At 56.2% G+C, this 23769-nt stretch carries 24 protein-coding genes and 1 pseudogene; 19 read left to right on the forward strand and 6 right to left on the reverse strand.

The window, feature by feature from the left end; genetic code table 11:
- Window positions 1–297: 297 nt before the first annotated feature.
- A complete protein-coding gene (locus tag R2940_05280) occupies window positions 298–1017 on the forward strand; it encodes a creatininase family protein (GenBank protein MEZ4599181.1) in 720 nt (239 codons plus the stop codon).
- A gap of 8 nt (window positions 1018–1025) precedes the next feature.
- Here the strand turns inward: R2940_05280 and coaD are convergent, their stop codons facing one another.
- Together coaD and rsmD are read right to left on the reverse strand one after the other, a co-directional pair.
- Complete coding sequence (coaD, locus tag R2940_05285) at window positions 1026–1514, reverse strand: pantetheine-phosphate adenylyltransferase (GenBank protein MEZ4599182.1); 489 nt, start codon at window positions 1512–1514, stop codon at window positions 1026–1028.
- 5 nt (window positions 1515–1519) lie between these two features.
- Window positions 1520–2092: pseudogene (gene rsmD / locus R2940_05290) on the reverse strand (16S rRNA (guanine(966)-N(2))-methyltransferase RsmD).
- A 147-nt stretch (window positions 2093–2239) separates the two neighbouring features.
- On the opposite strand from rsmD, the gene R2940_05295 reads away from it, so the two are divergent.
- Window positions 2240–3373 carry a deoxyguanosinetriphosphate triphosphohydrolase gene (locus tag R2940_05295; protein MEZ4599183.1) on the forward strand — a complete coding sequence of 378 codons (1134 nt, stop codon included), beginning with the start codon at window positions 2240–2242 and terminating at the stop codon, window positions 3371–3373.
- A gap of 73 nt (window positions 3374–3446) precedes the next feature.
- Here R2940_05295 and yhbY read toward each other — a convergent pair whose 3' ends face one another.
- A complete protein-coding gene (gene yhbY / locus R2940_05300; protein ID MEZ4599184.1) occupies window positions 3447–3740 on the reverse strand; it encodes a ribosome assembly RNA-binding protein YhbY in 294 nt (97 codons plus the stop codon).
- 713 nt (window positions 3741–4453) lie between these two features.
- Here yhbY and R2940_05305 point away from each other — a divergent pair.
- The 9 genes from R2940_05305 (at window position 4454) to R2940_05345 (ending at window position 14703) form a co-directional block, all read left to right on the forward strand.
- Window positions 4454–4972, forward strand: a complete 519-nt coding sequence (locus tag R2940_05305; GenBank protein ID MEZ4599185.1) for an NAD(P)H-dependent oxidoreductase subunit E — start codon at window positions 4454–4456, stop codon at window positions 4970–4972.
- A gap of 17 nt (window positions 4973–4989) precedes the next feature.
- Window positions 4990–5373: a (2Fe-2S) ferredoxin domain-containing protein gene (locus R2940_05310; protein MEZ4599186.1), complete on the forward strand. Its 384-nt coding sequence runs from the start codon at window positions 4990–4992 to the stop codon at window positions 5371–5373.
- A 19-nt stretch (window positions 5374–5392) separates the two neighbouring features.
- Entirely contained in the window at window positions 5393–6859 is a 1467-nt protein-coding gene (locus tag R2940_05315) for an NADH-ubiquinone oxidoreductase-F iron-sulfur binding region domain-containing protein (protein MEZ4599187.1), read from the forward strand.
- Window positions 6860–6877: 18 nt separating this feature from the next.
- The gene (locus tag R2940_05320; protein ID MEZ4599188.1) at window positions 6878–8635 is read left to right on the forward strand and encodes an NADH-dependent [FeFe] hydrogenase, group A6; all 1758 of its coding nucleotides are present in this window, start codon (window positions 6878–6880) and stop codon (window positions 8633–8635) included.
- 255 nt (window positions 8636–8890) lie between these two features.
- Window positions 8891–9949, forward strand: coding sequence for a [FeFe] hydrogenase H-cluster radical SAM maturase HydE (hydE, locus tag R2940_05325; protein ID MEZ4599189.1), 1059 nt, complete (start codon window positions 8891–8893; stop codon window positions 9947–9949).
- A 19-nt stretch (window positions 9950–9968) separates the two neighbouring features.
- On the forward strand, window positions 9969–11393 hold the full coding sequence (hydG, locus tag R2940_05330) for a [FeFe] hydrogenase H-cluster radical SAM maturase HydG (protein ID MEZ4599190.1): 1425 nt from the start codon (window positions 9969–9971) through the stop codon (window positions 11391–11393).
- 1 nt (window position 11394) lies between these two features.
- The gene (locus R2940_05335; protein MEZ4599191.1) at window positions 11395–12807 is read left to right on the forward strand and encodes an aspartate ammonia-lyase; all 1413 of its coding nucleotides are present in this window, start codon (window positions 11395–11397) and stop codon (window positions 12805–12807) included.
- Window positions 12804–14054, forward strand: a complete 1251-nt coding sequence (gene hydF, locus R2940_05340; GenBank protein ID MEZ4599192.1) for a [FeFe] hydrogenase H-cluster maturation GTPase HydF — start codon at window positions 12804–12806, stop codon at window positions 14052–14054. The genes R2940_05335 and hydF overlap by 4 nt, the downstream gene beginning before the upstream one ends.
- A 106-nt stretch (window positions 14055–14160) precedes the next feature.
- A complete protein-coding gene (locus R2940_05345; protein ID MEZ4599193.1) occupies window positions 14161–14703 on the forward strand; it encodes a hypothetical protein in 543 nt (180 codons plus the stop codon).
- On the opposite strand, the gene R2940_05350 is transcribed toward R2940_05345, so the two are convergent.
- Entirely contained in the window at window positions 14683–15174 is a 492-nt protein-coding gene (locus R2940_05350) for a hypothetical protein (protein MEZ4599194.1), read from the reverse strand. The two genes, R2940_05345 and R2940_05350, sit on opposite strands and share 21 nt — an antisense overlap.
- Before the next feature lie 233 nt (window positions 15175–15407).
- On the opposite strand from R2940_05350, the gene R2940_05355 reads away from it, so the two are divergent.
- The 3 genes from R2940_05355 to R2940_05365 all read left to right on the forward strand — a co-directional run bounded on the left by R2940_05355 (window position 15408) and on the right by R2940_05365 (window position 19876).
- Window positions 15408–16907 carry an NADH-ubiquinone oxidoreductase-F iron-sulfur binding region domain-containing protein gene (locus R2940_05355; protein MEZ4599195.1) on the forward strand — a complete coding sequence of 500 codons (1500 nt, stop codon included), beginning with the start codon at window positions 15408–15410 and terminating at the stop codon, window positions 16905–16907.
- Window positions 16886–17119, forward strand: coding sequence for a hypothetical protein (locus tag R2940_05360; GenBank protein MEZ4599196.1), 234 nt, complete (start codon window positions 16886–16888; stop codon window positions 17117–17119). Before R2940_05355 ends, R2940_05360 begins: the two co-directional genes overlap by 22 nt.
- Window positions 17120–17239: 120 nt before the next feature.
- Window positions 17240–19876 carry a glycosyltransferase gene (locus tag R2940_05365; GenBank protein ID MEZ4599197.1) on the forward strand — a complete coding sequence of 879 codons (2637 nt, stop codon included), beginning with the start codon at window positions 17240–17242 and terminating at the stop codon, window positions 19874–19876.
- Between the two features lie 84 nt (window positions 19877–19960).
- On the opposite strand, the gene R2940_05370 is transcribed toward R2940_05365, so the two are convergent.
- Together R2940_05370 and R2940_05375 are read right to left on the reverse strand one after the other, a co-directional pair.
- Window positions 19961–20485 (reverse strand): ferritin, encoded by a 525-nt coding sequence (locus tag R2940_05370; protein MEZ4599198.1) that lies wholly within the window; start codon window positions 20483–20485, stop codon window positions 19961–19963.
- Window positions 20486–20521: 36 nt separating this feature from the next.
- Window positions 20522–21355, reverse strand: a complete 834-nt coding sequence (locus R2940_05375) for a DUF3014 domain-containing protein (protein MEZ4599199.1) — start codon at window positions 21353–21355, stop codon at window positions 20522–20524.
- Window positions 21356–21618: 263 nt separating this feature from the next.
- Between R2940_05375 and R2940_05380 the strand changes: the two genes are divergently transcribed.
- The 5 genes from R2940_05380 to R2940_05400 all read left to right on the forward strand — a co-directional run bounded on the left by R2940_05380 (window position 21619) and on the right by R2940_05400 (window position 23752).
- Window positions 21619–21885 carry an antitoxin gene (locus tag R2940_05380; protein ID MEZ4599200.1) on the forward strand — a complete coding sequence of 89 codons (267 nt, stop codon included), beginning with the start codon at window positions 21619–21621 and terminating at the stop codon, window positions 21883–21885.
- Window positions 21885–22235, forward strand: a complete 351-nt coding sequence (locus tag R2940_05385) for a toxin (GenBank protein ID MEZ4599201.1) — start codon at window positions 21885–21887, stop codon at window positions 22233–22235. The genes R2940_05380 and R2940_05385 overlap by 1 nt, the downstream gene beginning before the upstream one ends.
- A gap of 156 nt (window positions 22236–22391) precedes the next feature.
- Window positions 22392–22919: a nitroreductase family protein gene (locus tag R2940_05390; protein MEZ4599202.1), complete on the forward strand. Its 528-nt coding sequence runs from the start codon at window positions 22392–22394 to the stop codon at window positions 22917–22919.
- A gap of 21 nt (window positions 22920–22940) precedes the next feature.
- The gene (locus R2940_05395; protein MEZ4599203.1) at window positions 22941–23342 is read left to right on the forward strand and encodes a TM2 domain-containing protein; all 402 of its coding nucleotides are present in this window, start codon (window positions 22941–22943) and stop codon (window positions 23340–23342) included.
- A gap of 14 nt (window positions 23343–23356) precedes the next feature.
- Window positions 23357–23752 carry a PaaI family thioesterase gene (locus R2940_05400; protein MEZ4599204.1) on the forward strand — a complete coding sequence of 132 codons (396 nt, stop codon included), beginning with the start codon at window positions 23357–23359 and terminating at the stop codon, window positions 23750–23752.
- Window positions 23753–23769 lie beyond the last annotated feature (17 nt).

A 23769-nucleotide genomic window follows, 5' to 3' on the forward strand; every position in this document is an offset into this window, starting at 1 on the left:
GCCGGGATGATTTGCCGGGCAGGTCGCGCAAAAAAGGGTTTTTTTAAATTTTTTATCCAAATCGAAATCGGGATCGAAATCGGTCTTTGGCTCTGAATTTTTGCTTGGATAGCAAAATCCCAATGACCGGAAACAGGAACCAAAAGGCTAACCCCCGATTTCGATTGCGATTTCGATTTGAAAAAACCATAAGTATTTCATAGTGGGCTAAAAAACAGGATTCGTGTTAAAGCCAGGGACTTGGCTTTGCCCCTGGACCAGGGACCGGTGACCGCTTTTAAATCAGGAGGAAGCTTGATGATCATTGAAGAAATGACCATGCCGGAATTCATCGAGGGCCTGGAAAAAACCCGGACCGTTTTGATACCCTTCGGTTCCACTGAAGAGCATGGTCCCCATCTTCCGCTGTCGACGGATACCCTACATGCCGTGGAGGTGGGGCGCAAGCTGGCTGGCAGGCGAAATATTTTCGTGGCACCTCCAATCCCCTACGGCGTCTGTCGATCCACCTCCCGACATCCGGGCACGATCAGTATCGGCACGGCCACTCTGCGCGCGCTCGTGATCGATATCGTTTGTTCCCTTTATGCACAGGGTCTGCGCAATTTCATTCTGCTCACCGGGCATGCCGGCGGTACCCATTCCGCCATGTTGACCGACGGCGGGGAAGAATTACTGGAACGGTTTCCTGATCTGCGCGTGGCGGTTCTGACCGAATTCATGCTGGCAGCCAGGGAAGGGAAGGGGCTGATCGAAACACCGGGCGACTCTCATGCCGGGGAGATCGAGACCTCGCGGATTCTGCACTCCCACCCCCACCTCGTAAAAGGCGCCGCGAATGAGGAGTACCCGGAATTTCCCATGGGGATACTGGTTCGGGACAAACGAAAGTTCTGGACCGGAGGGGTATGGGGCGACCCCACGAAGGCTACGGCTGCCAAGGGGAAGGCTCTGGAGGAGCTGGTGGTCATGACCCTGGATCAATTCGTTTCCCGTTTTGAGGAATGGAAGGAGTAGAGGAAGGTTCACCTGTTCAAGAACTTGCGGGCCAGTGCCGCCTTGACGCAGGGAGGGACGAAAGGATCGATCCTGCCGTCCATTGAGGCGACCTCCTTGACAATCGAGGAACTGAGATAGGCATAAGAAACCGAGGTCATCATGAACAGGGTTTCCATATTCGGATTCATGCTGTGGTTCATCTGGGCCAGCTGAAACTCATTTTCGAAATCGGAAACGGCGCGCAATCCCCGCAGGACAACCCGCGCCCCCTTTCCGGCCATGTAGTTGACCAGCAGCCCGCTGAAGGAATCGACCTCGACCTGCGGGTAGTCCCTGACCGCTTCCCGGATCAGGTCCAGCCGTTCCTCGATACTGAACAGTCCGCGCTTGCTGGCATTCTGGGCGACAGCGACGATCAATCGGTCAAAGATATCCAGGCCCCGCAGAATAATGTCGAGGTGCCCATTGGTGATGGGATCGAAGGATCCGGGATAGACGGCAATACTTTTTTCCATGGCAATCAGGCCTTTGTATCGGTTATAGAATAGAGGACGATCCGGGTCGAACCGTATCTCCTGCGAAGGATGCAGCTCAGGTTTCCGGCTCTTTCCGGCAGGTCCTCACTGGAAGACACCTCGGCACAAACGATCCCGCCTTCGGTCAGCAGGCCGTGTCCGGCTATGGACAGCAGGGCGTTTTCCGCCAGATTCATGCCGTAAGGCGGATCAAGGAAAACCAGGTCAAAGGGGCCGCTGCCGGTCAGTTCGGGAATTTTTTTTAAAACATCTCCCCGCAGAAATCGAATTTTTTCCTGGACTCTGCAGGCCTTGGCATTCGCTTCCACAAGTTGTGCGGCCTGCGTTCCTCGGTCGACCATAAGAGCGATGCTGGCGCCCCGGCTAACCGCCTCCAGCCCCAGGGCACCGGTGCCGGCAAAGAGATCGAGAACTTTTTTGTCGGCAAAGGATCCAAGCTGGTTCGCGAGGATGTTGAACAGTGCCTCGCGCACCCGATCCGAGGTGGGCCGAATCTGACTTCCGGAAAAACCAGCCAGCTTTCTGCCCCTGGCTGATCCGCTGATAATGCGCACGAAGGTCGCCTCTTTTCTGTGGAACCAGGTTCCGCAACCGGTATTTAAACGGTTGAAAAACCTAGCATGTTTCGGGTTTTACGTCAAGCCGGGAGTGCCCGTCACAGGCCCTTGCCCAAGGGATATTTCAGCAGGAAGGGAGATTTTTATATGGAACGGCCGGACCTGGCCCCTTTTGCCGCCAAAAGCCGCGACAGTCGTGGTCGGCGGCATCAGGAAAAATTCAAGGACGTCCGCTCGGAATACGCCCGGGATCGGGACAGGATCATCCATTGCGCCGCTTTCAGGCGGCTCGAGTACAAAACCCAGGTCTTTGTTAATCACGAAGGGGATTATTTCCGCACTCGGCTGACCCACTCCCTGGAGGTCGCCCAGATCGCCTGTGGCATCGCCCGGCGCCTGCTTTTGAACGAGGACCTGGTCGAAGCCCTTTCTTTGGCGCACGACCTCGGTCACACACCCTTCGGCCATACCGGAGAAGAGGTTCTGAACCGGCTGATGGCCGAGTACGGGGGATTCGAGCACAATCGACAATCGCTGCGGATTGTCGAACTGCTCGAGGAGCGTTATCCGGGATTCAGCGGGCTTAACCTCACCTGGGAAACCCGCGAGGGGATCATCAAGCATTCCCCGGACCGGGATCTCGGGGAAAACCCTGAACTGGCCGAATATCATCCGGGGGAAAGGCCGTCTCTGGAAGCCCAGATTATCGATCTTGCCGATGAGATCGCCTACAACAATCACGACATCGACGATGGCCTGAAAGCCGGGTATATTTCATTGTCCGAGCTGGACGAGGTCGATCTCTGGCGCGATACCTTCGCCGAGGTGGGAGAGAAGTATCCGGGCCTCGATCAGGGGCGGCATGTCTACCAGACCATCAGTCATCTGATCGGGGCCCTGATCGGCGATGTGGTGGTGACCACCCTGAGAAACATAGAAAAACACTGCATCGACACCCAGGAGTCGGTGAGAAGGCACGGGCAGCGTCTGGTCTCTTTCAGTTTGGAGACGGGGAGGAGAAACCTTCAGCTGAAAAAGTTTCTGCGGAGGCGTCTTTACCGGCACTACAAAGTCGAACGCATGCGGGTCAAAGCGGAACGTTTCCTGACCATGATTTTCGAAAGTTTTGTGAAAAACCCCTCTTTGCTGCCCTGGAGCCATCAGGGCCGGTGCGAGGAGTTTGGCCGCGAAAGGGTCATCTGTGACTTTATTGCTGGGATGACCGATCGCTATGCTCTGGAAGAATATAAAAAGCTGTTTGATCCTTACGAGCGGGTTTAGCCGGGATCACAGGTGTTTAAGTATCCGCAGGAAAGGGCTGCAAGCTGCAGGAAACCCTGCTGGAACTGAAGAATCAGGGAACATGAATGATCTTTTCCTCGCTCGGGCGGTAGAGCAGGATGGTGTTTCCCAATACCTGAACCACCTTTGCACCCGTTTTCTCTGAAAGCATTGTGGCGGCATCGTGGCGGTCCAGGGAACACCCTTCCTGAATTTTGATCTTGATCAGTTCCTTGGCTGCCAGATTCTCTTCCACAGCGCTGAGGACATGTTCGGACAGATCCCCGCGGCCAAGCATGACAACGGGTTTCAGTTTATGTCCTAGACCCCTGAGGTATCGATTCTGTTTTCCAGTCAGCTTGTTCATTATTGTGTTCCTTTAGAAATCAGCCCAAGGCCAGGTCCGAGGTCTGAGAGAGGCCTTATAACAGAACTTTCCCGGAAAGAAAAGATGAATTCCTGGATAGAGTCAGGTTGTTGTGGAAACAGGGTTTCAAAGTGGGCTTGAAGCTTCAGATGCAAGAGGAACTTGCCCGTCAGTATCGCAGCTCCAAATGAATCCGAGAGGGCTTTTTTGCCGGTCGAATCGTTCTTGAAAATCAGGATTAAATAGATATCGTTCCGGTTTTTTTTCTTATCCCGCCCAGGCCCTCTGTAACGGTTTGGAACGAACTGGTTATTTATTTTAACTCATAACGGTTCCTTGAAGGTGATAACCGCTATTTTTTTCTTAAAAACAGACTATTTTACAGTAACTTGTCCTAATTTATGAGGTCGCCTGGCCAGTGTAACAAAATGGAACGGAAGACCTTTGGTGCAACAGGAAAAAAATGTTTTAAAGCGTGAGCATAAGCATTGACATGAAAAGCTGTTTTGTGTAAAAAGTGTGAGCTGTAAAAAGAGTTGTCTTGTTGTTATGAGGAGAGGGCGAGCGAAGGCGGCTCTCATTTTTTTGGTTCGTGATCTGATTTGCAGGGTCCAGAGGGTGAGGAGGGCTGAATGTTTAAAAAAATCCTTAGCTTTTTTTGTAAACCAAAGGCAGATTCCGATTTGGCGAAACAAAAGGAGAGGAAATCGAGTATGCAAACGTCAACGTGTCAGAAGTCCGGAGCCTGTACGCTGCCTGATCGTGCTACGCTGCCTGAATCCATTTACCAGGAGCTGGCCAATTTTATCGCCCAGCTTCCCACCAAAGAGGGGCACCTGGTAACCGCTCTGCACAAGGCCCAGCACCTGTTCGGCTATCTCCCCCGGGAGGTTCAGGAGTTTGTCGCCGACCAGATGGAGGTATCCCTGGCAAAGGTCTACGGTGTGGTCAGCTTTTACACCTTCTTCACCATGATTCCCAAGGGCAAGTATCCCATCTCCGTCTGTATGGGTACTGCCTGTTTCGTCAAGGGCGCAGACAAGGTTGTCGATGCCCTGAAGAAGCAGCTGAACGTCGAAGTCAGCGAAGTGACCGCCGACGGCAAATTCTCCATCGACTGTCTGCGCTGCGTGGGCGCCTGCGCCCTGGCACCGATCGTCATGGTCGGGGAGAAAGTCTATGGCCATGTGAAGCCTGACATGGTTAAAGACATCATCGCGGACTTTTCTTAATAGGGGAGAATTTGAAAATGGCTAAAATATCGAGTATTGCAGAACTCAACAAGAAGCGCGAAGAGCTGCAGGCCGCCGCAAAAGCCAAGGCCGGCAAGCCCCTCGTCAACGTATCCCTCGCCACCTGCAGCATCGCCTCCGGCGGCAAGGAAGTTCTGGACGCCATGAAGGCCGAAGCCGCCGCTCAGGGTCTCGCCGTGGAATTCATGCAGTCCGGCTGCATGACCTACTGCCATTCCGAGCCCACTGTCGAAATCACACTGCCCGGCAAGGAGCCGGTCGTGTTCGGCAAGGTCAATGCTGAAAAAGCCAAGGCGCTGGTCGAGAAATATATCAAGACCGGTGAGATGGTGGATGGCGTCAAAGTCATCCCGGTGGGCTACGAACGGGTGGTTTTTTAAATAAAAGGAGAAAATAGCTATGGCAGAGAAGAAACAGCTCAGAATAGCAACCAGGAACTCCGGTTTCATCGATCCGGAGAGCATCGAATCCTACATTGCCGTCGGCGGCTATCAGGCCCTGGGCAAATGTGTGACCGAAATGACCCCCGAGCAGGTCATCGAAGAGATGAAGAAATCGGGCCTGCGCGGTCGTGGCGGTGCCGGCTTCCCCACCGGCGTGAAGTGGGGCTTCGCCGCCAAATACCAGTCCGACACCAAGTACGTGGTCTGTAACGCCGACGAAGGCGACCCGGGCGCGTTCATGGACCGTGCCGTTCTCGAAGGCGACCCGCACAGCGTGCTGGAAGCCATGGCCATCGGAGGCTATGCCATCGGCGGCGGCAACGGCACCATCTACATCCGTGCCGAATATCCCCTGGCCATCAAACGCCTGCAGATCGCCATCGCTCAGGCCAAAGAGATGGGCGTTCTGGGCAACAACATCTTCGGCACCAACTTCAGCTTCGACATCGAACTGAAGTACGGCGCCGGCGCCTTCGTCTGTGGCGAAGAGACCGCGCTGATCAACTCCATGGAAGGCAACCGCGGCGAGCCTTACACCAAGCCTCCTTTCCCGGCTGAAGCCGGTTACTGGGACAAGCCGACCATTGTCAACAACGTCGAGACTCTGGCCGCTATTCCCGCCATCCTGGTCAAGGGCGCCGACTGGTTCAACAAGATCGGCACCGAGACCTCCAAGGGCACCAAGGTGTTCGCCCTGGCCGGCAAGATCAACAACGTCGGTCTGATCGAAGTTCCGATGGGCATCACCCTGAAAGAAGTCATTTTCGAAGTCGGCGGCGGCGTGGAAAACGGCAAGGAGTTCAAGGCCGTGCAGACCGGCGGACCCTCCGGCGGCGCGCTGACCTACAAGGATCTCGACGTCAAGATCGACTACGAGAGCCTGATCGCCTGCCAGTCGATGATGGGTTCGGGCGGCATGATCGTCATGGACGAGGACGACTGCATGGTCTCCATCGCCAAGTTCTTCCTCGACTTCACCATGGACGAGACCTGCGGCAAATGTACGCCCTGCCGCATCGGCTCCAAGCGCATCTATGAGACCCTGGACAAGATCACCAAGGGTCTGGCCACCGACGACGACGTCGACAAACTGAAGATGCTGGCCGCAAATGTCAAGGACACCGCTCTGTGCGGTCTCGGTCAGACCATGCCCAACCCGGTTCTGTCGACCATGCGCGTGTTCGAAGACGAGTACCGCGCCCACGTCCGCGACAAGAAGTGCCCGGCCGGCGTGTGTACCGACCTGCTGGAGTTCGTCGTGGTGCCCGAGAAGTGCGTCGGCTGTACGCTGTGCGCCAAGGTCTGCCCGGTGAACTGCATCAGCGGCAAGGCGAAGGAAGTACACGTGATCGATCAGGCCGCCTGTATCAAGTGCGGCGCCTGCCTCGACAAGTGTAAGTTCGACGCCATCATCAAACAGTAATGAAAGGAGACATAGATAATGTCTATGCTGAAAATAACGATTGACGGTAAAGCGACCGAAGTGCCGGCCGGCAGCATGATTCTGGACGCCGCCAAGAAGGTTGACATCACTGTCCCGACCCTGTGCTACCTCAACCTCGAGGAAATGACCTTCAACAACATGGCCGCTTCCTGCCGCATCTGTGTGGTCGAGGTGGAAGGCCGCCGCAACCTGGCTCCTGCATGCGCCACCCCCGTCATGGACGGCATGGTAGTGAAAACCAATACCCTGCGCGTCCTGCAGGCCCGCAAGACCGTCCTCGACCTGCTGCTGTCCGACCACCCCAAGGACTGTCTGGTCTGCGCCAAGTCCGGTGAGTGTGAACTGCAGGCTCTGGTAGAAACTTTCGGTATCCGTGAAGTTGCCTATCCCGGCGTCATGTCTACCTACCGTCAGGATGTCTCTCCTTCGATCATCCGCGACATGGACAAGTGCGTCATGTGCCGTCGTTGCGAAACCATGTGTAACGAAGTCCAGACCTGCGGCGTTCTGTCCGGTGTCAACCGTGGTTTCGACGCGGTTGTCGCTCCGGCTTTCGAAATGAACCTGCAGGACTCGGTCTGCACCAACTGTGGCCAGTGCACCCAGGTTTGCCCCGTAGGCGCCCTGGTTGAAAACGACCACACCTGGAAAGTCATCGACGCCCTGGCCAACCCCGAGAAGGTCACTGTTGTTCAGACCGCGCCTGCCGTGCGCGCCGCTATCGGCGAAGCCTGCGGCATGGAACCCGGCCAGAGCTTCACCGGCAAGATGGCAGCCGCTCTGCGCAAGCTCGGTTTCGACCACGTGTTCGATACCGACTTTGCCGCCGACCTCACCATCATGGAAGAGGGCAGCGAATTCCTCGACCGCCTGCAGCGCTACCTGGATGGCGATAAATCGGTCCGTCTGCCGATCATGACCTCCTGCTGCCCGGGCTGGGTCAAGTTCTTCGAGCACCAGTTCCCCGACCTGCTCGACGTTCCTTCGACCGCCAAGTCTCCCCAGCAGATGTTCGGCGCCATCGCCAAGTCCTACTATGCCGAACTGCTCGGCATCCCCCGCGAGAAGATGGTTGTCGTTTCGGTCATGCCCTGTCTCGCCAAGAAATACGAAGCCGCCCGTCCCGAGTTTGCCGTGAACGGCAACCCCGACGTCGACATCGTCATTTCCAGCCGCGAACTGGGTCGTCTGATCAAGACCATGAACATCGATTTCGCCTCCCTGCCCGATGAGGACTTTGACAATCCTCTGGGTTACTCCACCGGTGCCGCTCCGATTTTCGGCTGCTCCGGCGGTGTTGCCGAAGCGGCTCTGCGTACCGCCTACGAACTGGCCACTGGCGAAACCCTCGCCGATGTCAACTTCGAAGGCGTTCGTACCCTGACCGGCGTCAAGGAAGCGTCCGTTCAGGTAGGTCCGCACACCCTGAACATCGGCGTTGCCAGCGGCCTGGGCAATGCCCGCAAGCTGCTTGAAAAAGTGGCTTCCGGCGAGAAGCAGTTCCATGTCATCGAAGTCATGGCCTGCCCCGGCGGCTGCCTCGGTGGCGGCGGTCAGCCTTACCACCATGGCGACATGGATATCCTGCGCAAGCGCAGCAAGGTTCTCTATGACGAGGACGCCGGCAAGCCCGAGCGGAAATCCCACGAAAACCCCTACATCAAGGAGCTTTACGAGAAATACCTGGGCAAGCCGCTCAGCGACAAAGCTCACCACCTGCTGCACACCCACTACTTCAAGCGGCAGAAACTGTAGGATTCGGATATTAACCGCTGATTTTGCAATCCATCTTCAGGCCGGGCGAGAAATCGCCCGGCTTTTTTTATTTTCACCGGGAATATTTTTATGGAACTTGACCTGCGTCAAAGAAAAATTCGTTCAATTAAAGATAATGGGAGCACGTTTGCATACCGGATGTGGAAGGTTGCCGATGTGCGGCGATGAGGTGGTTGACTCTCGGAACGAACATCGGCAACCGAAACGAACAGACAGACGACAGGATTGGACTGAATGATTGATAAAGACGAAATTATCGGTTGGCTGAAGTGTGACGACAAGGCCCGCCTGGAAGATCTGTGGAACAAGGCCGACAGCATCCGCAGAGAAATGGTCGGTGACGCAATCCATCTCCGCGGGCTGGTTGAAATTTCCAATCATTGCGAAAGGGATTGCCTCTACTGCGGAATCCGAGCCCACAACCGGGCCGTGCCGAGATACCGGATGGAAAGGGAGGAAATCCTTGGGTGCGCACGCAAGGCCGTGCAGTTCGGTTTCGGTACCCTGGTCATGCAGGCCGGTGAAGACAGGGGGCTCGAAGCGGAGTGGATGGCCGAAACCATCCGGCAGATAAAGCAGGAAACATCCCTTGCTATCACCCTGAGCCTCGGGGAAAGGGATATGGAGGAATACCGCCTCTGGAGGGAAGCGGGCGCCGACCGTGCTCTGCTCCGGTTTGAAACTGGGAGACGGGATCTTTACGATCAGATCCACCCGCCTCTGGCAGGTGTGTGCAGCGACAGGCTGACCATTCTCCAGGAGTTGCGGAATCTCGGGTATGAGATCGGCAGCGGGGTGATGATCGGTATTCCCGGGCAGACCTATGAGGATCTGGCCGAAGATATCCTGTCCTTCCGGCGCCTCGATCTCGACATGATCGGGGTAGGGCCTTACATTTCGCACCCTGGAACTCCACTGGCAAAAATCGCCGGTGAACTTGCCGCACCTGCGGGCCTTCAGGTTCCGGCAACCACAGATATGGGTTATCGGGTCATTGCCCTGGCCAGGATTGTTTGTCCCCAGGCCAACATTCCCAGCACGACCGCTCTGGCAACTCTGGATGGCCCTACCGGGCGTGAGCAGGGACTGCAAAAGGGTGCCAACATCATCATGCCGAATCTGACTCCCCGCAAGTATCGGCAGATGTACGAGATCTACCCGGCGAAAGCGGCCAGCACCGAAGAGGCAGAGGAAAGTTGCGCTCTGGCTTTCAAGCAGATTGCGGCGCTGGGTCGTGTTGTCGGCAAGGGAAGAGGGGATTCTCCCAATCTTACAAAGACTTTTAAATCATAATTAAGAAAGAGGTTTAACTATGTGTGCGTTGCCAGCAATGACTTTAAGCAAGGGTGCCGTCGATTTCATTGACGAGGATCATCTCAACGGTCTGCTTGCCAAAGGCAAGCCGAGCCGGCAGAGGATTCGGGATATCATAGCCAAGAGCCTTGCCAAGGAGGCTCTGACAGTCGAAGAAACCGCTGAGCTGGTTTTGACGGATGAGCCGGACCTGCTTGAAGAGATTTTTGACGCTGCCCGGCAGCTCAAGAAAAATGTTTATGGCAACCGCATCGTGCTGTTCGCCCCTCTATATATCGGCAACGACTGTATTAACGACTGTACGTACTGTGCTTTCAAACGCTCCAATTTCGAGGCCTTGCGAAGAACACTCACTCCTGAGGAGATCCGCGGACAGGTCAAGGCCCTCGAAGACAAGGGGCACAAACGGCTGATCCTCGTTTTCGGCGAACATCCCAAATACAACGCCGATTTTATCGCCGATACGGTGCGTAACGTCTATTCGGTCAAATCGGGGTACGGGGAGATCCGGAGGGTCAACATCAACGCCGCTCCTCTGGATCACGAGGGTTACCGCAAGGTCAAGGAAGCCGGAATCGGCACCTACCAGATCTTCATGGAAACCTATCACCATGAAACCTACTCCATGATGCACCCCGGCGATACCCGCAAAGGAAACTACCTCTACCGTCTGGATGGTCTGAGCCGGGCTTTCGAGGCCGGGTGCGACGATGTCGGATTGGGTGTGCTCTTCGGTCTTTACGACTGGCGCTTTGAAGTTCTCGGCATGGTGCGGCATGCGCTGTATCTCCAGGAGAAATACAATGTTGGGCCGCATACCCTCAGCTTTCCCCGTTTGCGTCCCGCTCACGGCGTGGAATTCGACGAGAAATATTTCACCACCGACGCCGAATTTAAACGGATTATCGCCATCCTGCGCCTGGCGGTTCCCTACACCGGCCTGATTCTGACCGCCAGGGAAAAACCGGAGCTTCGCCGCGAACTAATGTCCTTTGGGGTTTCCCAGATCGATGCCGGCAGCCGGATCGAACTGGGCGGCTATACCGAGGCCGGTGATGCCCAGGTCATGGAGCGGGAGCAGTTTTCTCTCGGAGATATCCGTTCCCTTGACGAAGTCATGCGGGAGTTGATGAGCGATGGTTACGTTCCCAGCTTCTGCACCTCCTGTTACCGGAGTGGACGCACTGGGGAACATTTCATGGAATTCAGCATTCCCGGTTTCATCAAGCGGTTCTGTACTCCCAATGCCCTGTTGACCCTCGAGGAATACCTGGTCGACTACGCTTCACCGGAGACCAGAGCGGTGGGGGAGAAGCTGATCGCCGAGGAACTCGAAAAAATGGACGATGGGGATATGAAGCAGCGAACCCTTAAGCAGCTCGAGGACATCAGGGATCGTGAAGTCAGGGACATCTATTTCTGATATGAGCGAATATCGCAAGGAAAAAGATCTGCTGGGAGAGCGGGAGGTCCCTGCCGAGGCCTTGTACGGAATCCATACGCTTCGGGCCCTGGAGAACTTCGCGCTCAGCGGAAGGCGGGTGAACCCGGCGCTGGTCCATGCCTACGGCGCCGTCAAACTCGCCTGTGCCGGAACCAATGGAGATCTCGGCAGCTGGGCCGGAGAAAAAAGACAGGCCATTGAAAGGGCCTGTACGGAAATGATGGAGGGGCTTCTCGACGAGCATGTGGTGGTGGATGCGCTTCAGGGCGGGGCGGGAACGTCCACCAACATGAATGTCAACGAGGTGCTGGCAAACCGTGCCCTGCAGCTGCTCGGCAAGCCGCTCGGGGATTACGACACGGTCTGTCCACTGGAGGATATCAATCTCCACCAGTCCACCAATGACACTTATCCCACAGCCCTTAAGGTGGCGGCCATTCATCTCCTGCGCCAGCTGGAAAGGGACGTTGTGGCCCTGCTCGAGGCTTTCCAGACGCAGGAAAAGGCCCTGGCGCACGTGGTCAAGATCGGACGCACCCAATTGCAGGATGCGGCTCTGACCACCCTGGGGCGGGAAATGTCGGCCTATGCCGACGCCTTTGCCCGGGATCGCTGGCGCATCTATAAATGCGAGGAACGGCTGCGCGTGGTCAATCTCGGCGGGACCGCCATCGGGACCGGATTGGCCGCCCCCCGCCAGTATATTTTCAGAGTGGTGGACAGGCTGCGCGCCATTACCGGCCTGGGTCTGGCCCGAGCGGAGAATCTGATTGATGCCACGCAGAATGTCGACGCATTCGTGGAAGTTAGTGGTATCCTCAAGGCTCTGGCCACCAACCTGCTCAAGATCGCCGGGGATCTGCGTTTCCTCTCCTCCGGTCCCGATGCAGGCATCGGCGAACTGCGACTGCCTCCCCGCCAGGCTGGGTCCTCCATCATGCCCGGCAAGGTCAATCCCGTGATTCCGGAGGCAGTCTCCCAGGCGGCCATGGCTGTCATGGCCAAAGACCAGATGATCGCCCATGCCTGTGCCATGGGGCACCTCGAACTCAACCCTTTCCTGCCCATGGTGGCCGATGCCCTGCTTGGCAGTCTGGATCTGCTTAGCAATGCCTGTCAAATTTTCCGGCGCCACTGTGTCGAGCAGCTGTCTGCGGATGAGGATCGCTGCCGGCAGCAGGTACGAAACTCCACCGCCAGCGTGACGGCCCTGGTGGGTCTTATCGGATACGAGCAGGCGACGGAACTGGCCAGGGCCGTGGCCATCGAAGGAAAAGGATTGCGCCAGCTGGCTTTGGAACGAGGTCTGGTCAGCGCCGAGATATTTGACGAACTGACTTCACCGGAAAGCGTGACCCGTCTCGGAACGCCGGCCGGCAGGGGGAATAGATGAAATCTACACCAAAAGGAATGCGCCTGCACATCGGTCTGTTCGGCCGTCGCAATGTCGGCAAATCCTCATTGCTCAACGCCTTGACCCGGCAGCATGTATCGATCGTTTCGAATGTTGCCGGCACCACAACCGATGCGGTCGAAAAACCGATGGAAATGCTGCCCATCGGACCGGTGCTGTTCATTGACACGGCCGGCATCGACGATGTCGGTGCTCTGGGGGAAATGCGGGTGCAAAAAACCCGGCAGGTCTTCGACCGGGCGGACATCGGCATCATTGTGACCGAAGCCGGGCAGTGGGGAGATTTCGAGGAAGCCATTTTGTCCGAGTTGGGCCGGAGGGAAATTCCCATCATCGTGGTTTTCAACAAGACCGATCTGTTTCCGCTGGAATCGGGCCACACGGAACGATTCAGGGAGCTTCAGGTGCCCTGTGTGGCCACGGCCGCAGAGCGCGGGGAAGGGGTGCTCGAGCTTCGCGAAGCCTTGATCCGGACAGTTCCTGATGAATTCATCAACCCGCCGTCCATTTTGGGCGATCTGGTTCCTGCTGGCGAACTGGCGATTCTGGTGGTGCCGATCGACATGGAGGCGCCCAAGGGTCGGCTGATACTGCCGCAGGTTCAGTCGATTCGCGACATTCTTGACAACGATGCTTACTGCATGGTGGTCAAGGAAAGGGAATTGCGCGATGCCCTGGATCGCCTCAAGCGTCCTCCCGCCCTGGTGGTCACCGATTCCCAGGCTTTTCTCAAGGTGGCCGCCGATACTCCGGAAGAGATCGCCATGACGTCCTTTTCCATTCTGTTTGCCCGATTCAAGGGAGATCTGGTTGAATACGTCAAAGGAACCATGGCCATTGAAAATCTGGTCCCCGGGGACCGGGTTCTGATTGCGGAATCCTGTACGCATCACCCCATCGGAGAAGATATCGGAAGAGTCAAGATCCCCCGTTGGCTGCAGCAGTACGTTGGCGGCAAGGTGGAATTCACCCACATGCAGGGCCACGATTTTCCGGAAGACCTGCCTTCCTACAAGCTGGTCATCAACTGCGGTTCCTGCATGTGGAACCGGCGCGAGGTTCTTTCCCGCATCATGCACTGCCAGCAGGCCGGTGTTCCGACCAGCAATTACGGACTGACCATTGCCTACGCCTTGGGGATTTTTGAAAGAGCCCTGAAACCGTTTCCCGCCGCCATGGACGCCTACCGGGAACTTTCGGGGACTGCAAGCCTTATTTCCAATTGAATTTTATAGTAGGGGGTTGGCAGGCACCGGCGGTTGGGGCTATAATTGCCCACAGCCCGAATTCCGACCATTCTGGTATCTTTCAGGGCACAAGAGAGGAGCGAACATGACCGTTTTCCGGTTCATCGCTGTGTCTGCCCTTTGCAGTCTGATGGTGGTTGTCTCCCCCGTTCTCCTCGGGATATCTGCGGTTTCTGCCGAGGAGAAAAGCCACGAGGAATTCAATATCAAAGGCGGAGGAGGCGCACAAAAGGAAAACCTTTTCAATCTGTTTTTCGGTCACATCCCCATGATGCCAACCCAGCGCGGCACCGTGATTATCGAAGCCTACCATGATGTCAACGGCAACCAGCGCCGGGATGAAGGGGAAGAAAAACTGGAAAAGGTCATTTCCGCCATCGTCGATGAAGTGGAGTATGACCTTCCGGCCTTTATCCCCGGCCTGGATAACGGAAAAAACTACACCATTCTTTTCGAGGGGAGCCGTTATCAACCCGTCGAAAGTAAAAAAGAGGTCTTCATCAAGAAACGGGGCCAGATCATCCGGATCGATCTGCCCTGCCGCGAGGGGAATCCCAACACCTCCCTGGCCGCGAAGGAGGAACGGGAAGAGAGACTGTCCGGTGCATCAGGCATCGGTCTGCGCTGATTCATCCATTGGGGCTGTCTCCAAGGGAGCTGTTTCCTCCGTTCCTTCGATTGCCTTCCGAAGAGAATCTGTCCTCACCCTGAGATTCCCTCTCGCTTCGCGAACCTGTTGCAAAGCCTGGCGGGCCTGTTCGATCACCGCCTCGGCCGATTCATCCACCTGATCCAGCCGGGTATTCAGATCCGCGATCTGCCTGGTCACTCTCATGACCTCCTCACCGACAACCTTCGCCTCCTGGGCCAGTTCCCTGGCCTGATTTTCGATCATCTCCAGGCGTGCTCTGGCCTGTTCGGCCTTTTCGGCCGCGAGGTCGGTTCTTTCCCTTATCTCCTGGTCGATTTTATCGGCTGCATCCGGCCGCTCGATGGCGGGTGGTTCCTGCGCCGTGGATGCCGGTTCATCTCCCTGGCCGCATCCTCCTGTGAGAAGCAATAATACGCACAGTGCCGGGAAAACCATTTGACGTGTCATTTTTCCTCCTCCTGTTGTTTTTTCAAAAATAACGGCGGTTTGGAAATCTCATTTAATTTATAACAGGTCAAACTGAATTGTTCGAATAAAAACCTTTGCTGGGAAAACGTGGTTTATCCTGATCCTGCCATTGAAAATGCCGATTTGCGTCTTAAAGTTTTTAAAAAGGCCAAAAGCCGGGAAGGTGCCCACATTTACGGCCCCGGTGAATCAATTGCCCAGGAGATGTAATCATGACGACGAAGAAACAACTGCGCATCGCCACCCGGAATTCGGGTTTCATCGACCCGGAGGAGATTGATTCCTACATTCTTGCCGGCGGGTATCAGGCCTTGGGCCGTTGCCTGAGTGAGATGACCCCACAGGAACTGATTCAGGAAATTAAAAAGAGCGGCCTGCGGGGACGGGGCGGGGCGGGTTTTCCGACGGGAGTGAAATGGGAGTTTGCCTCCCGGTATCAATCCGATGTCAAGTATGTCATCTGCAATGCCGACGAAGGGGACCCGGGAGCCTACATGGACCGTGCGGTACTCGAGGGGGATCCGCACAGCATTCTTGAGGCCATGGCCATCGCGGGCTACGCCATTGGAGCCCATAACGGTACCATCTACATTCGTGCCGAATATCCTCTAGCGGTGAAACGGCTGCGCATCGCAATCGAACAGGCCCGGGAATATGGACTTCTCGGAGAAGACATCCTGGGCACCGGATTCGGTTTTGCAATCGAGATCAAGTATGGAGCCGGAGCCTTCGTCTGCGGTGAGGAAACGGCTTTGATCCGGTCCATGGAGGGCAACAGGGGTGAGCCTTACACCAAGCCGCCCTTTCCGGCGGAGGCTGGTTACTGGGGGAAACCCACCATCCTGAACAACGTCGAAACCCTTGCCAATATTCCTGCCATTATCATGAAGGGGTCCGACTGGTTCAGGTCCATCGGAACGGAAACCACCAAGGGGACCAAGGTCTTCTCCCTGGTCGGGAAGATAAACAACGTCGGCCTGATAGAGGTGCCGATGGGGATTACTCTGGGGGAAATCATTTTTGATATCGGCGGCGGGTGCCCTGGGGGGAAAATGTTCAAGGCGGTACAGACGGGAGGCCCGTCAGGAGGAGTCTTGACCTACAAGGACCTCGATGTGCGGATCGATTACGAAAATCTGGCGGCCTGCGAATCGATCATGGGATCGGGGGGCATGATCGTCATGGACGAGGAAGCCTGCATGGTGGCGGTGTCGAAGTTTTTTCTCGATTTCACCATGGACGAAAGCTGCGGGAAATGTGCCCCCTGCAGGATTGGATCCAAGCGGCTGTGGGAAACACTCGACAAGATCACCCGGGGGAAGGGTGATGAGGAGGACCTGGAAAAACTGGAAAACCTGGCCCGCCGGATCAAGGACACCGCCTTGTGCGGCCTCGGGCAGACCATGCCGAACCCGATCCTTTCCACTCTGAGGGTTTTTCGTGAAGAATACCTGAGCCATGTCCGAGACCATTTATGTCCGGCAGGCGTCTGCGAACAACTTCTGGATTTCGTCATCCTCAAGGACAAATGTGTCGGGTGCACCCTTTGCGCCAAGGTCTGCCCGGTGCATGCGATCAGCGGATCCCCCAAGGAAGTTCATGTCATCGACCGGGAGGTCTGCATCAAATGTGGTGCCTGTATCGATAAATGCAAATTCGACGCGATCGTGCGCAGTACGGAGAAAACACCATGTCTTACCATTTTGAACTGATTTTCCAGAAAACGGAACACGGCCGTCCGATTCATGCCTGTGCCCAGGTGGCGCTGGATCACTACTCCGAGGATGAGTACGGCAACATTCTTGTCATACACCCCTGCAAAGAGGCCGAAGACTTTGACTCTCATATTGTCCAACTGATCGATGAGCTGGAAGAGATCCGTCGAAAAGCCAGGGAACAGTTCGCCGCTGCACCCAGGATCTAGATCCAGTTGAGCCCTCTGACAATCTGCAGAGACCTATTGACCCCGGACCGGGAGCGGGAATAGAATAGCGCGGTTTTATGGCCTTCCTTGTTGGGAGGCCTTTTTCCGTGGGGCTATTCCATGCGCAGAGACAGTTTCATCATTGCCGTGGCCGTAACCATACTGGCCATTATAGGCTGGGCGGCCATTAATCGGCCGGAGGCAGAACCCCCCTGGCCGGCCACCATCCAGGGTTTTTCCTTCGCCCCTTATCATAAGGGTCAATCGGGGATAGAACGAATCTATCCCAGCCGTGAACAGGTCGACTCGGACCTGTCCCTTCTCGCCGGACGGACCCATGCAGTCCGCACCTACAGTGTCGACGGAATTCTGGGAGAAATTCCCGAACTGGCCGAAAAACATGATATCAACGTCGCCCTGGGGGCCTGGCTGGAAAGAAATCCGGATCGGAACGAACAGGAAGTCACCCGGCTGCTCGAAATTGCCGCCCACGCCCGCAATGTGGTTCGCCTCATTGTCGGCAACGAGGTACTGCTTCGCGGCGATCTTTCCCTGGATGAACTGACCGTCTTTCTCGACAGGGTGAGGGCCGAAATCGACATTCCGGTCAGCACGGCCGAGCCTTGGCACGTCTGGGTCGATCATCCCGAACTCGCCGACCATGTCGATTTCATTGCCGTCCACATGCTGCCTTACTGGGAAGGGGTACCCCCCGAAAAGGCCGTCGACTATGTCATCGAGCGCATGGGCGATCTCACAGAACTCTTCCCGGGCAAGCCCATCGTCATTTCCGAGGTCGGATGGCCGAGCAACGGCCGGACATTAGGGCGAGCCGTCGCCTCGGAGGCCAACGAGGCCACCTTCCTGCGCCGTTTCCTGGCCAGGGCGGAAACGGAAAACTACATCTACTATGTAATGGAAGCCTTTGACCAGCCCTGGAAACAGGAAACTGAGGGGGCGGTCGGCGCCTACTGGGGGGTCTATGATTTCGAGCGGCAACCGAAGTTCGCCTTTGACGAACCGATTGCCCAGATTCCCGACTGGCCCGTTCTGGCGGCGACTTCCGTCATCGTCTCCCTGATCATCTTTGCCTTGCTTCTGGTCGACAGCCGCCGGCTTCGCAAGCGGGGCCGGAGCTTTCTTGCAGTCATCGCCTATGCTTCGGCCACCGCCGCAGTCTGGGTTGTCTACGATTACAGCCATCAGTATCTGACTCTGACCAACATCCTCGTCGGGGTACTGCTGGTTTTCGGCATGATCGGGGTCATCGTGGTGCTGCTGGCCGAGGCTCACGAATGGGCGGAGGCTCTCTGGGTTTTGGAGCACTCACGGCTCTCGGCGCCGCCGGCGGCAGAAGACGACCTCCTGCCGATGGTATCGGTCCACGTACCGGCCTATAATGAACCGCCCGAGATGATGATAGAAACCCTCGACGCCCTGGCGGCTCTGGATTATCCCCGGTTTGAGGTTCTGGTGATCGACAACAACACCAGGAATCCCGACGTGTGGCAACCGGTGGAAGCCCATTGCCGACGGCTCGGCCCCCGTTTTCGATTCTTTCACGTCGACCAGCTCGCCGGTTTCAAGGCCGGGGCCCTCAACTTCGCCCTGCGCCGGACGTCCCGGGAAGCGGAGGTGGTGGCTGTCATCGACAGCGATTACAAGGTCCATTCCCGCTGGCTGAGGGACCTGGTGCCTCATTTTCTGCAGCCCAACGTCGCCATCGTCCAGGCCCCCCAGGATTACCGGGATGCCGGCGAAAGCGCTTTCAAGGCCATGGCCTATGCTGAATACCGTGGTTTTTTCCATATCGGGATGATCACCCGCAACGAACGCAACGCCATCATTCAGCACGGCACAATGACCATGGTCCGGCGCAGGAGCCTGGAACAGGTGGAAGGGTGGGGAGAATGGTGCATTACCGAGGACGCGGAGCTGGGACTGCGCATCTTCGAAAAAGGGTATGAGGCTGTTTACGTCCCCCGCAGCTATGGCCGGGGGTTGATGCCCGACACCTTCCTCGACTACAAGAAGCAACGTTTCCGCTGGGCCTACGGCGCGGTGCAGATCCTGCGCCGCCATGGCCGCATGCTGATTTTCGGAGGAGACAGTCGACTCACCTTCGGTCAACGCTACCATTTCGTGGCCGGATGGCTGCCATGGCTGGCCGACGGCATCAACCTGCTTTTCAATCTGGCCGCTTTGTTCTGGACGGCCGGAATGCTGGCCGCACCCGGGAGAATCTACCCTCCGTTGCTGGTGTTCTCCCTGCTGCCCCTGACCCTGTTTATCTTCAAGATCGGAAAGCTGATCTATCTGTACCGAACCCGGGTCGGCGCCAGCAGCGTCCAGACCATGGCTGCCGCATTCGCCGGTCTGGCCCTCACCCACACCATCGGTGTGGCCATGCTCACCGGTTTCGTCAAAACAGGGCTGCCGTTCTTCCGCACGCCCAAGCTGGCCAACCGGCAGGTGCTGCTGCAGGCCCTGCTGGCCGCCCGTGAGGAAGTCCTGCTTCTGGTCGCTCTGTTCCTGGCCGCGGCGGGAGTGATCGGGCGATTGGGTACGGAATCACTGGATCTGCTGATGTGGTCCGTCATGCTGCTGTTGCAATGCATCCCTTATGCGGCTGCCCTGCTGGTATCCATCATCAGCGCTTTACCGCAGCTGCCCTCTAACTGGATCGGCGAGATCGGGAGCAGCGTCAGGGAACACCGTCACCCGCTCCGGGCAAAATGCTCCTTCAGGGCGCGATGATCAACCCTGCAAAAATGGAAAAACCCCGCCCGGGGCAGGCGGGGTTTTTCCAGATATAACGCCATTTTTGCCCTCGGGACCGTCTCAGGCCCCGGTGATGCTCATCCCTGCCGGCGGGACGAAGGTGCGCTGGCTCAGTTCCCGATCCAGCATCAGCAGTCCGCGCCCGTCGTTCCCCATCCGCTTCAGCTTTTTCAGTTCGAGTCCGAAGCTGGCTTCTTCCTCGACCTGCTCGCTGACGAACCATTGCAGAAAGATTTCAGCGGCATGGTTCCCTTCATTCTTGGCCAGCGTCATCAGCTGGTTGATCCTGTCGGTGACAAACGCTTCATGCTTGCAGGAATATTCGAAGACATCCTGAGCGGATTCGTAATCGGTTTTGGGACCGTCGATCGGAAGGAGAAGAGCCCGTCCTCCGGCTTCGCAGATGAATCGGAAGAATTTTTCCCCGTGGCACATCTCCTCGAGGCTTTGCAGGTGCATCCAGTGAGCGAAACCGGGCAGGTCTTCTCCTTCGAAATAGGCGGCCATGGCCTTATAGAGATAGGCCGAAAAGAATTCGTTTTTCATCTGTTCGTTCAAGGCATCCTGCAGCTTATTACTGAGCATTTTTCCTCTCCTTATGAGTAGATTCGTTTATACCTTTTATGAGTTTGTAGCAGCGGATGACGATTCTCCTTGCTGTCCTTCACCAACCAACTGATTTCGCAGCTTAAGTAAAACATCCCGGATACGTTGGGAATTATCGGGTCCCATGCGCAGCAGAAGCTTCCGGCCGGCCGACAGGGATTCCAGCTGAGGATCGGCATAGCGGAACGCTTTGACATGCTGCACAACCGGGAGAGGGTATTCGACTTCGGGCGTGTCTATCATGTGGTCCAGGACCTGGATCATGCGATCGTGAAAATATCCCTTCGGATGGCCCAACTGGCGGTAGGCCTGTTCCATCAGCGGATAGACGGTAAGATAGGTGTATTTTAACCTTTCCGACGGTACCGCTTCCGCCAGCCGGACATAGGGGGTGTAGCGGCGAAAGTTTTCTGCGGCGATAACCCTGCTGCCCGCCTCGCCCGAGACCTGGAACTGGCCGGGAGGGGACTGTGCCGGTACATGCTGGTGGGGATATTCCTTGCGGGGCAGGGAATCGATGATCAGAACCATGCGAGGAATGAACTCCTGGGAAACCAGGACTTTGGAGGATTCACCGAAAAGGCGCAGGAAAAGCTCCTTCATGTAGGGGTCGCTGTCGGCCAAAGCCGGTAAGGGTCTTGCCGGTTTCTCTTCCTCGGAAGCGATCCTTTCTTCCGCCGGAAGGGGGTAGCGAATCTCCGGTTCTGCTTCGAGAGGCGCCGCGGGAGGCCTTTCCAGCTCTGTGACCACCGGCGGCGAGGAAGGTTTCTGCGGCCATAGGAAAAAGACCACCAGCAGGGTGACCACCAGCAATCCCAATATGAGAGCGGCGATATGAAAAGGTTTCATGTCAGCGATCTCCCCAAGCATCGGTTTTAATCTTCAGATGAAATAAGCATGTAATAGAACAAGCATAGGTGACCGGACAGCTTCCGTCAAACCGTCCCCTTGCAGATTTCGACCTGTAAACCCAAAAATTACGACTATTTGAAGAAAAGGACCGGTTCCTCTTGCTTTTCCCGACAGGGTCTGATAACGGTAAAGCCTTTCGTAGCGGGACCCCTGAAAAAGACACGCCCGGTCCGCCCAACCCTTCCGAGGTGCGCCAGGAAATGAACAAGTATGAAGCAGTCTATCGGGCCACCCTGACCAAATGGGGGGAAGAGGCCCAGTATGATCAGGCCGTCGAGGAGTGTGCCGAACTGATTGCGGCGCTGAAACATTACAAGCGCGACAAGATAGGACCCGAGCAGGTCATCGAGGAGTTGGCCGACGTAGCCCTCATGGTCGGGCAACTCAGTTTCATGTTCGGGGAGGACCTGGTGCAGCAGGCCGTTGAAAGGAAGCTGGCCAAGCTGGGCAGACTGCTGGAGACGTGATGGAATTACCTGATTACGATTTTTTTCCGACACCTCTGTTTGCTGACAAGCTCGAAAGAATCAGGAAACAGGATCCTCCCGGCCATGCCCGCATCATGAAGGTGATCGAACGCCTGCTGTTTCACCCCGAAGACGCCGATGGAAGGATGCACGGCGTTCATCACGGGCGGCTGAAAAAGTACGTCGGTCGTCGGGATTACCGGTTGATCTATCACTGGTGCAGACTCTGTCGCAAGGAAAACCGCCGATTCGAAGACCAGTGCGGTTACTGCGAAAAAATTCCGGACCATAGCGTCATTTTTTTTGATGTTTATCACAAGAACGAACTCGCCCACCTGAAAAACCTCTGAAAAGCGTTTCTCTCCGGCAACGCCATACCTGGTCTGGCAAAGGTCGTTACCCGTTCTGCCGATCACGGCTTGAATCATTCCGGCAATAAAGGTATGCTCCTGAAAGAACTCAGATTTCCATGAATTGACATCTTTTGTCGAAGGAAAGGGAACGGCATGATTCTCAGTCTCTTGCAGAAAAGGCGCAGCATCCGCTGTTTTGAACCTAGGCCCGTTGAACAGGAAAAGGTGGATATTCTGGTCGAAGCCCTTCTCAGATCCCCCTCATCCAAAAGAAGAAATCCCTGGGAATTTGTCGTGGTCACCGACCCCGAAATTTTGTCCGGACTGGCGGGCGCCAAGCCTAAAGGTGGTGATTTCCTCAATTCCTCGCCCCTGGCTATTGTCATTTGCGCCGATCCTGAAAAGTGCGATGTCTGGATCGAGGACTGTTCGATTGCCGCGATCATCCTGCAGTTGGCGGCGGAAGATCTCGGCCTGGGAAGCTGCTGGTCACAGATCCGGCTCCGTCCAACCGAAGCCGGTGGCCGGGCTTCCGATTACATCCGCGACCTGCTCAACCTGCCAAGCGGCTTTGAAGTCGAGGCCGTGGTCGGTATCGGCTATCCTGGCGAAGAGAAAAAAGCCCATCCCCGATCCTCCCTGGAGTTTGAAAAAATCCATCTGAATCGCTTTGGGGCCTGACCCGGGCAAGGAGAATCCGGAATGACCAACATCATCGACACTCACAGCAAATTGTTCGGTTATCTTCTCTGGCTGTTCGGCTTCACCGGATCGCACCGGTTTTACTATGGCCGGCCGATTTCCGGAACCATCTATTTCTTCACCCTGGGACTCCTCTTCATCGGCTGGATCATCGACCTCTTTCTGATCCCGTCCATGGATCGGCAGGCCGATCTGGAATTCGTCCCGGGACACCTCGATTATAATATCGCCTGGCTGCTTCTTGTCTTTCTCGGCGTCTTCGGCGTCCACCGTTTGTATATGAGGAAGTGGATCACCGGGATTCTTTATCTGTTGACGGGCGGATTTTTTCTGCTGGGGGTTCTCTACGATTTCTGGACCCTGAATGATCAACTGTCCAAAATCAACCGTTCCGCGGTTTAGGGGAGGGATCGAGAGTGGAGGTCCTCAAAAGTGAAGGCTGTTTTGTCTGCGGATTGGACAATCCGTCCGGTCTGAAAGCCCGTTTTACCACCGACCGGGAAAACAATCGCTCCAGCTGCCGTTTGATCCTCGATGCCCGGTTCCAGGGTTGGGCAGACGTGGTGCATGGAGGAGTGATTTCCGCCCTGTTGGACGAAGCCTGCATCTATGCCGGGCTGGGGCTGGGGCGGCAACTGGTGACGGCCGAGCTTTCCGTTCGGTTCCGGAAACCGCTGCCTGTGGACAGGGAAGTCCTGGTTTCGGGAGAAGTCTTGGAAATCCGTCGCAAGGTTCTGCGGGTCAAGGCCTGGCTTTCCCTGGACGATGAGGTCCACGCCGAAGCGGAATCGCGGGTTTTCGTGCTTGATTAACCAGGATTCAACGGTGT

The organism is Syntrophotaleaceae bacterium (assembly GCA_041390365.1).
Lineage (GTDB): Bacteria > Desulfobacterota > Desulfuromonadia > Desulfuromonadales > Syntrophotaleaceae > JAWKQB01.